Origin of the sequence: Streptomyces sp. MS19, assembly GCF_047200595.1 — a bacterium.
Classification (GTDB): Bacteria; Actinomycetota; Actinomycetes; order Streptomycetales; family Streptomycetaceae; genus Streptomyces.
Window position 1 is genome coordinate 1 of sequence record NZ_JBJZOH010000073.1, and the last position, 9,701, is coordinate 9,701.

At 72.6% G+C, this 9,701-nt stretch carries 5 protein-coding genes; all 5 read right to left on the reverse strand.

Annotated elements, in window-relative coordinates; genetic code table 11:
- Positions 1 to 3,739, reverse strand: a 3,739-nt coding sequence (locus tag ACL02R_RS29605) for a nitrate- and nitrite sensing domain-containing protein (protein ID WP_412800044.1), incomplete at its 3' end; no start/stop codon positions are given.
- 625 nt (positions 3,740 to 4,364) lie between these two features.
- Positions 4,365 to 4,574, reverse strand: coding sequence for an acyl-CoA carboxylase subunit epsilon (locus ACL02R_RS29610; RefSeq protein ID WP_362968807.1), 210 nt, complete (start codon positions 4,572 to 4,574; stop codon positions 4,365 to 4,367).
- A gap of 55 nt (positions 4,575 to 4,629) precedes the next feature.
- Positions 4,630 to 6,231, reverse strand: a complete 1,602-nt coding sequence (locus tag ACL02R_RS29615) for an acyl-CoA carboxylase subunit beta (RefSeq protein WP_412800045.1) — start codon at positions 6,229 to 6,231, stop codon at positions 4,630 to 4,632.
- Between the two features lie 174 nt (positions 6,232 to 6,405).
- Positions 6,406 to 8,022: a citramalate synthase gene (gene cimA, locus ACL02R_RS29620; protein WP_412800046.1), complete on the reverse strand. Its 1,617-nt coding sequence runs from the start codon at positions 8,020 to 8,022 to the stop codon at positions 6,406 to 6,408.
- A gap of 344 nt (positions 8,023 to 8,366) precedes the next feature.
- The gene (locus ACL02R_RS29625) at positions 8,367 to 9,473 is read right to left on the reverse strand and encodes a branched-chain amino acid aminotransferase (protein WP_412800047.1); all 1,107 of its coding nucleotides are present in this window, start codon (positions 9,471 to 9,473) and stop codon (positions 8,367 to 8,369) included.
- Between the last annotated feature and the right edge of the window lie 228 nt (positions 9,474 to 9,701).

Sequence of the window (9,701 nt, forward strand, 5' to 3'; positions counted from 1 at the left end):
ACTGGTACGTGGGGCCGAAGCCCCGGTCCGGCCGACCAGGCGGGTTACCGGCCTGGCGTCCTTGCTGAATCCCCCGGCGGAGGTTGGTCAGCCGGCCCCTGACATCGTCCGGGCGCCGGGAGACCGACGGACCGGCCGGGGCGGCCTGCTGGTGCTGCTGCGCGGCACCGGCCACGAGATTGGCCCGCGGCACACGCCGGGGAAGCCCCGAGGTCGTGACCCCGCCGGCGGACGGCTGGCGCAACTGCTCCGCCTGGCGCCACCGCTCGTCGTTGGGCGACGTGCGCCAGGTGCCCCCCGCGTCACCGGCCGGCTCCCGCCGGGGGGCGGGAGGCTGCGCCGGGTGGCGTGCGCCGGACTGCGGCCCCGGCTGGGCGGGCCGCGGCGGCGGGGGCGGGTTCTGTGGGGTCTGCTGCGGGGAGCTCTCCTGCTCCCCCGAGGACGGCGCGTCCGGTGGGGCGGGCGCGTGACGGAGGCCGAACCAGGTCGTCTCCATCTCCTCGAAGATCGGTGTGCGCTCGGACGTGCGCGGGAACTGCCGTGCCGACAGCGGCGTGTGGACGTCCCCGCCGTCCTGCTGCCGCGGCGGCTCCCGGCGCTGCGGCTCCTGGCGCGGCGCGGGCTGCTGCGGCGCAGGCTCGTCCCGGTACCCCTGGGCCTGCTGGGCGCCGCTCGCGAAGACGTCGTCCTGGTACGCGGACCCGGCGTCGTAACCACCGCGGTCCTGGTACGCGGGCTCGCCGTACGCGGCGGGCTGCGCGTAACCGGGGTCCTGGTACGCGGGCTCCTGGTAGGCGCGGTCCTGCTGCTGGTAGCCCTGGGGCCGGCGGTAGTCCGCTTCCCGCTGGTAGCCGGGGTCCTGGTAGGGGGCGCCGTACTGCTGCGGGGCGGGGAACTCGCCGGTGTCCGAGGGGTTCCTGCCGTCCGGCGCGGGGGGCACGGGCCCCTGCGGCACCTGGGGCATCTGCTGCGTCTGGTCGGCCTGGGGGTACGCGTACCGGCCGGTCGTCGATGGGTCGTCGTCGTGGTCCGGCAGGCCCTGCGCGGCCCTGGCCTGGCGCGCGGCGAACGCGTCGGCCATCGCCGAACGGCCCGGCTGCGCGGGGGGCTGCTGCTGCGGCGGCTGCTGGTAGCCGCCGGGCTGGACGGCCGGGAACTGGCCGCTCGTGGACAGCTCGTCGTGCCCGCGCGGCTGGTCCTGGCCCGCCCTGGCGACCGGTATGCGGCCGCTGTCCTCCACACTCGTGGCCCAGCTGGGGCGGCCCGCGCCCGGCGCGCCCGCCGGGGCGGGGGCGTCGGTGGGGGCAGAGGCGGGCGGCGGCGCGGGCGGTCCTGCCTGGGCGGGTGCCTGCGGTGCGGTGGGCGCGCCGGCGGAACGGGGCGGCAGCGCGGGGCGTTCGGCCGCGCCGCCGACCTGGTGGCGCGGTTCGTCCGCCGGGCCGCCGAGGCTGCGCCTGCCCGGCGCGGTGGACGTGTCCCCGATCCGCCCGGGACCGAGGCGGCCCGCCTCGGCGGCGGGGCGGCGTACGGGCGGGGGCTCGCGGTGCAGCGTCGCGGTCGGGGCGCCGCCCGCGCCGGCGGCCGGGCGCGGGCGTATGCCGTCCTGGGCCACGTCGGCGGGCAGCATCACCAGCGCGGTGGTGCCGCCGGAGTCGGAGGGCCGCAGCTGGATGCGGATGCCGTGCCGCAGGGACAGGCGGCCGACCACGAACAGGCCCATGCGGCGGGAGACGGAGACGTCCACCGTCGGCGGGTTGGCGAGCCGGTCGTTGATCTCGGCCAGGTCCTCCGGGGACAGGCCGATGCCGGTGTCGTGGATCTCGACGAGGACCCGGCCGTCGGGCAGGGCGTGGCCGGTGACCTTGACCTTGGTCTGCGGGGAGGAGAACGACGTGGCGTTCTCCAGCAGCTCGGCGAGCAGGTGCACGAGGTCGTTGACGACGCGGCCCGCGACGTCCGTCTTGGGGACCGCGGACAGCTCGATGCGCTCGTACTGCTCCACCTCGGACGCGGCGGCGCGCAGGACGTCCACCAGCGGGACGGGGCGGGTCCAGCGGCGGCCCGGCTCCTCGCCGGCGAGGGCCAGGAGGTTCTCACCGTTGCGGCGCATGCGGGTCGCGAGGTGGTCGAGCTTGAACAGCGAGGACAGCTGGTCGGGGTCGGCCTCGCGGGACTCCAGTTCGGAGATCAGCGACAGCTGGCGCTGGATCAGGCCCTGGCTGCGGCGCGAGAGGTTGGTGAACATCGCGTTGACGTTGCCCCGCAGCAGGGCCTGTTCACCGGCGAGGCGGACGGCCTCGCGGTGGACGTCGTCGAACGCCTCGGCCACGCGGCCGATCTCGTCCCTCGTGTAGACGCCGATCGGCTCGACGGAGGTGTTGACGTCCTCCGGCTCGGCCTCGGACATCTGCCGGACGACCTCGGGCAGCCGCTTGTGGGCGACCTCCTGGGCGGTCGCCTGGAGGCGGCGCAGCGAGCGGACCATCGAGCGGGCGACGACGAAGGCGCCGACGAGCGAGAGGCCGAGGACGAGGAGGACGACGGCGCCGTTGATGATGGCGTCGTTCTCGGCCTCCTCCTGGAGGGAGCGGGCCTGCGCGATCATCTCGTCGAGCAGCTGCTGCTCGATGCGGTTCATCGCGTCGATCTTGTCCCGGTCCTGCTCGAACCAGGAGCGGTACGTGCGGTGCGAGGCCGCGATGCCCTCTTCGGCCGAGAAGACCTGGGCGGCGAAGCTGGTGGCGGCCGAGATGTTGACCATGCCGCCGCTCAGCGGCTCCAGCATCTCGGCGGCGCGGTCGCGGTCCTGGTAGATGGCCTGGAACGTGTCGAGCTTGACGTCCTCGTTCCGCTGGCTGGTACGGCCGTAGCGCCAGTCGCTGCTGGAGAGGTGCGCGGTGTCGCCCGGGATCTGGTCGCGGGCGAGACCCGCGGTGATGACGGCACGCTGGATGGAGGCGTGCTCCTTGGCGGCCGAGAACGCGGCGAGCGCGCGGGTGCTGCGGATCATCTCGCCGTTGCCCGTCGCCTGGGCCATGTCCTGGGACAGGCTGAGCAGCGCGGTGATCATGCCGTTGTACTGGGAGATCGTCTGGGAGACGTAGTCCGGGTCGTCGAAGGCGTTGTTGCGCAGGCTGCTCAGGTCGTTGAGCTGGCGGCCGATGTCCGTGACGGTGGCGGAGATGCCCGCCATGGCGCTGTCGGTGTTGTCGATGCGCAGCGTCGCGTTGCTGAACCGTTCGAGCGCCGAGTCGGTGGACTCGCGCGGACCGGCCACCTCGTCGCTGGTGCGTGGCTCGCCGGTGATCAGCGGGCCGACGGAACGGTCGCGTTCCTCCTGGAGCGCGGCGGCGAGGAGGGTGGCGTTCTCCGTGATCTCGGTGAGCAGCTGCATGTCGTCGAGCTGCTCGATGTTGGCCATCGAGTTCTGGAGGCGGAAACCGCCGAGGATGGTGGCCGCGACCACGGGCAGCGCGATCAGGGACACCAGGCGGGTGCTGATACGCCAGTTGCGCAGCGCGAGGCGGGAGCCCGCGGCGCTGGGGCGCTGGGGCGCGGGCGTGCCGGTCTTGTCGGGTCCGGCCTCGGGCGAGCCGTCGGCCGGGGGGCGTTCGCCGTCGGGTGCGGCCGGTGCCGGGCTGTCACCCGTACCGGTGCCGGACTGGGCTTCCCGGTCGGTCACACCACCTGGCCCCGCATCCCCCGCAGCACTGCCTTCCCTCTTCAAACGTCCCTGCACTAGCGTCGCAACCTCTGGACCTTAGCGCCCGTCGTCGTGACGACGAGGCGGTGTCGAGCCGGGGGCGGATGGAGAGCCCCGTTCCGGTCGTTCGGGCAACCGACGCGTCTTGCGATCAGCCAGTGCGTGACGCCTGGTGCGCGCCCCTCACAGGGCGGCCGACCCGCGACGGTCCGTGGAATTCCAGCACAGTGGCCGACCGGCAACAAGGGCCCGGAACAAGGCCGTGACATCTATGACGCTGTGCAGACAAGTCATCACGGTGTGTGGATGAGACGTGGGGGCAAACCGGACTTACGCACACCTCAGCACCACGGGATGCACACGTGGCGGTGGCCCGTCCTGTGGCAGGAGTGAAGCGATATCAGCCTTTGTCGGCTTTATTCGATTCGAACTTACGTCCGCTTTGTCGGTTTTCGATCGGCGGGCGTGAACAAAATCACAACAGTTCCGGGATCGATCGGTGGTTTATCGATGAGGAATCGGTGCCCTCCCGAGCAGATCCGGTCGCGACCGGTCGCCCACGTCGGCCGCGCCGTCCCGGGAGGCCGCACGCACAACGGCCCCCCGGACGGCGCGTGCCGTCCGGGGGGCCGGGGGATGCAGACGCTGACCTCGGGGGCGGTCAGCCCTGCCAGCTGTGGGGCGCGCGGAAGCCGCCGCTGCGCTCCAGGCGCCGCCAGCCCGCGCTGGAGCGCACCGGGGCGGCGGGCCCGGCGGGGACCCGCGCGGCGCGCGACATCAGCAGCGCCGTCACGGCCGCCAGCTCCTCGGCGCTGGCCTGGCCCTTCTCGACCCGGACCAGACGCGGGTCACCGCTCGTCTCGATGCTCATCGGTGGCTTCTCCTCGTTCCGTGCTCGTCGTTCGGTGTGGGGCGCGCGCCCCGGGTCACTGCGGCGGGTTGCCGTGCTTGCGGACCGGGAGGTCCGCGTGCTTCGTGCGCAGCATCGCCAGCGTCGAGATCAGGACGGAACGGGTCTCGCCCGGTTCGATGACGTCGTCGACCAGCCCGCGTTCGGCCGCGTAGTAGGGGTGCATCAGCTCGGCCTTGTACTCCTTGACCATGCGCGCCCGCATCGCCTCGGGGTCCTCGGCGGCCACGATCTGGCGGCGGAAGATGACGTTGGCCGCGCCCTCCGCGCCCATGACGGCGATCTCGTTGGTCGGCCAGGCCAGCGTCACGTCGGCGCCGATCGTCTGCGAGTCCATGACGATGTACGCGCCGCCGTACGCCTTGCGCAGGATGAGGGAGATGCGCGGGACGGTCGCGTTGCAGTAGGCGTAGAGCAGCTTCGCGCCGTGCCGGATGATGCCGCCGTGCTCCTGGTCCACGCCGGGCAGGAAGCCGGGGACGTCGAGCAGCGTCAGGATCGGGATGTTGAACGCGTCGCACATCTGCACGAAGCGCGCCGCCTTCTCTGAGGCGTGGATGTCCAGGACGCCGGCCATGGACTGCGGCTGGTTCGCGACGATGCCGACGACCTGGCCGTCGAGGCGGGCGAGGGCGCAGATGATGTTCTGGGCCCAGCGCTCGTGGACCTCCAGGAACTCGCCGTCGTCCACGAGTTCCTCGATGACGGACCGCATGTCGTACGGCCGGTTGCCGTCGGCCGGGACGAGGTCCACCAGCGTGTCGCCGCGGCGGTCCGGGGTGTCCTTGGGGGTGACGGCCGGGGGGTTCTCGCGGTTGTTGGACGGCAGGAGGGACAGGAGGTAGCGGACCTCCTCGATGCAGGTCTCCTCGTCGTCGTAGGCGAAGTGCGCGACGCCCGAGGTGCCCGCGTGGACGTCGGCGCCGCCGAGCCCGTTGTGGGAGACCTCGGCGCCGGTGACGGCCTGCACGACGTCAGGGCCCGTGATGAACATCTGGGACGTCTCACGGACCATGAACACGAAGTCGGTGAGTGCGGGCGAGTACGCGGCGCCGCCGGCGCAGGGGCCGAGCATCACGGAGATCTGCGGGATGACGCCGGAGGCGCGGGTGTTGCGCTGGAAGATGCCGCCGTAGCCCGCGAGCGCGGAGACGCCCTCCTGGATACGCGCCCCGGCGCCGTCGTTGAGGGACACCAGCGGCGCGCCCGCCGCGATGGCCATGTCCATGATCTTGTGGATCTTCTGCGCGTGCGCCTCACCCAGCGCCCCGCCGAAGATACGGAAGTCGTGCGCGTAGACGAACACCGTCCGCCCGTCCACGGTCCCCCAGCCCGTGACGACACCGTCCGTGTACGGACGCCGCGCCTCCAGACCGAACCCCGTCGCCCGGTGCCGCCGCAGTCCGCCGACCTCCTGGAACGAGCCCTCGTCCAGCAGCAGGTCGATCCGCTCCCTGGCGGTCAGCTTGCCCTTCGCGTGCTGCGCCTCGGTCGCCTTCTCGGAGGGACCGCGCAGCGCCTCGGCGCGGATCGCCCGCAGTTCGGCCACGCGCCCCTGGGCGTCGAGGGGGGCCGTCTCGGCGCGGTCGGACCGCTCAGCCTCGGAAACATCGGTCATGTACAGACCCTACGAAACCTGGGCCCCGCCTGCCCTCGTCAGATCCGTACAGTCTCCGCCGCCGATTCATGGCCGCGCTGGACAGAAGTCGGCCGGTGCGGGGCGGCCGTGCAGTGAAGTCACACAGCCAACGGCGGAGGCACTGTGGGAAGCCCACAGCGCCTCCGGTTCCCGTCACTCCTCCGGGTGAAGCCCGGCGCGGAGCAGGCCGTAGGTGTAGGCGTCGTCCAGCGCCTGCCAGGAGGCGGCGATGACGTTGTCCGCCACGCCCACGGTGGACCACTCGCCGGTGCCGTCGCTGGTCGTGATGAGCACGCGGGTCGTGGACTGGGTGCCCTGCTTGCCCTCCAGGATGCGGACCTTGTAGTCCACCAGCTGGATACGGGCCAGCTCGGGGAAGGTCTGTTCGAGGCCGGTGCGCAGCGCGCGGTCCAGCGCGTGCACGGGGCCGTTGCCCTCGCCGGTGGCGATGACACGCTCGCCCTTCGCCCAGAGCCTGACCGTCGCCTCGTTGTCCACCCCGCCGTCCGCGCGCTGGTCCGTGATCGTGCGCCAGGACTCCAGGCGGAAGAACCGCTCGTCGGTGCCGGCCGCCTCGCCGCGCAGCAGCAGTTCGAACGACGCGTCGGCCGCCTCGTACGTGAAGCCCTTCAGCTCCTGCTCCTTCACGCGCGCCACGATCCGGCCGACCAGGTCGCGGTCGCCCGCCAGGTCGTAGCCCAGCTCGCGGCCCTTCAGCTCGATGGAGGCGCGGCCCGCCATGTCGGAGACGAGCATGCGCATCGAGTTGCCGACCAGGTCGGGGTCGATGTGCTGGTAGAGGTCGGGGTCGACCTTGATGGCGGACGCGTGCAGCCCGGCCTTGTGCGCGAAGGCGGAGACGCCGACGTACGGCTGGTGGGTGGACGGGGTGAGGTTGACCACCTCGGCGATGGCGTGGGAGGTGCGGGTCATCTCGGTCAGGGCGCCGTCGGGGAGGACGCGCTTGCCGTACTTCAGCTCCAGGGCGGCGACGACCGGGAAGAGGTTGGCGTTGCCGACGCGCTCGCCGTACCCGTTCGCCGTGCACTGGACGTGGGTGGCGCCCGCGTCCACGGCGGCCAGGGTGTTGGCGACGGCGCAGCCGCTGTCGTCCTGGGCGTGGATGCCGACGCGGGCGCCGGTGTCGGCGACGACGGTGCGGACGACGGCCTGCACCTGGGCGGGGAGCATGCCGCCGTTGGTGTCGCACAGGACGACGACGTCGGCGCCCGCGTCGGCGGCGGTGCGGACGACGTCGAGGGCGTAGGCGGGGTTGGCCGCGTAGCCGTCGAAGAAGTGCTCGCAGTCCACGAAGACGCGGCGGCCGTGGGCGCGCAGGTGCGCCACCGTGTCGCGGACCATCGCGAGGTTCTCGTCCAGCGTGGTGCGCAGGGCCAGCTCCACGTGCCGGTCGTGCGACTTGGCGACGAGGCAGACGACCGGCGCCTCCGCGTCCAGCAGCGCCTGTACCTGGGGGTCCGCCGCGACGTCGGCCCCGGCCTTGCGGGTGGAGCCGAACGCGACGAGCCGCGCGTGCCGCAGGTCCAGCTCGGTGCGGGCGCGGGCGAAGAACTCGGTGTCCCGCGGGTTGGCGCCCGGCCAGCCGCCCTCGATGAAGCCGACGCCGAAGGTGTCCAGGTGACGGGCGATGGTCAGCTTGTCGGCGACCGTGAGGTTGATGCCCTCACGCTGGGCGCCGTCGCGCAGCGTGGTGTCGAAGACATGGAACGCGTCGCCGGGGACGGTGCGGTCCGTCGCGTCGGTGGTCATGTGGTCAGGGCTCCTGTCCTGGAGAAGGCTCCGGGAGTGCGGTTCTGAGGAGGTGGGAGGGGCTGGGGACGGGGAGACCGGTCACCGGTCCCGCGTGCCGCTTCTGGAAACACGGTGCCCCCGAAAACGAAAAGACCCCTCGCGGATGCGAGAGGTCTGCGCGCGGGTCAGGACACGGTGGCCGCTGCCGCTCAGGGGCGAGGCGTCAGCAGGGTCACTGCGGACCGGCGCGCTGGTCACCGATAATCATGGCGAACCGAAGCACGGGGCCAGTGTGGCACAGGGCAGACCCTGTGCCACCCGCCGTCTCACCATCCGGACCCGGCGCCCGGACGTCCCCGAGGTCAGCCGATGTGGTGCAGCCAGCCGTGCCGGTCCTCGATCCGGCCCGTCTGGATGCCGACCAGCGTCTGGCGCAGCCGCATGGTGATCTCGCCGGACTCGCCGTCCGCGACGGTCCAGTCGCCCTCGGCGGACTTCACGGACCCGACCGGGGTGATCACGGCGGCGGTGCCGCAGGCGAAGACCTCGCTGATCGTGCCGTCGGCGCAGCCCGCGCGCCAGTCGTCGGTGGAGATGCGGGTCTCGCCCGTCGCGTAGCCGAGGTCGGCGGCGATCCGCAGCAGGGAGTCGCGGGTGACGCCCGGCAGCAGGGTGCCCGTCAGCGCGGGGGTGACGATCCTGGCGTCCGCGCCCGTGCCCTGGACGAAGTAGAGGTTCATGCCGCCCATCTCCTCGATCCAGCGGCGCTCGACGGCGTCGAGCCACACGACCTGGTCGCAGCCCTGACGGACGGCCTCGGCCTGGGCGAGGAAGGACGCGGCGTAGTTGCCCGCGCACTTGGCCTCGCCGGTGCCGCCGGGTGCGGCGCGGACGTACTCCTGGGAGAGCCAGACGGAGACCGGCTTGACGCCGCGCGGGAAGTACGCCCCGGCCGGGGAGGCGATGACCATGAAGAGGTACTCGTTGGCCGGGCGGTTGATGCCGAGCCCGACCTCGGTGGCGATCATGAACGGCCGCAGGTAGAGCGACTGCTCGCCCCCGGCCGGGACCCAGTCGCGGTCCTGCGCCACGAGCACGTCGATGGCCTCGACGAACAGCTCGGTCGGCAGCTCGGGCATGCCGAGGCGCTTGGCGGAGCGCTGGAAGCGCTCGGCGTTGGTCTCGGGCCTGAAGGTCGCCACGGAGCCGTCGGGCTGGCGGTATGCCTTGAGGCCCTCGAAGATCTCCTGGCCGTAGTGGAGCGCCATGGTCGCCGGGTCCATCTGGAGGGGCGCGTACGGTTCGAGCTGCGCGTCGTGCCAGCCGCGGCCCTCGGTCCAGCGGATGGTGACCATGTGGTCGGTGAAGTAGCGGCCGAATCCGGGGTCGGCGAGGGCGGCCTCGCGTTCGGCCGGGGTGAGCGGCTGCGCGGAGGGCTTGAGGTCGAAGGTGAGGCCCGGGGTCGTCATGACTGGTGTCCTTCTGCGTCGTGGGGTGGGCGGACCGTGTGCCCGTCGCCCGCTTCGGTAGTAGGACGTCCGAGCTTCCGGAGGGAGAACGGCCCCGGGCCCGGTCGTGGGCACGGGGTCAGGGGTGGTGCGGGCGCGTTGCGGTGTCCCGGTGGGGACGGCCCTGCACATGGTCGCACCCGGCGGCGGGGATGCCCAGCCGCCGGGTGTCCGTCCCGGGCGCCGCGT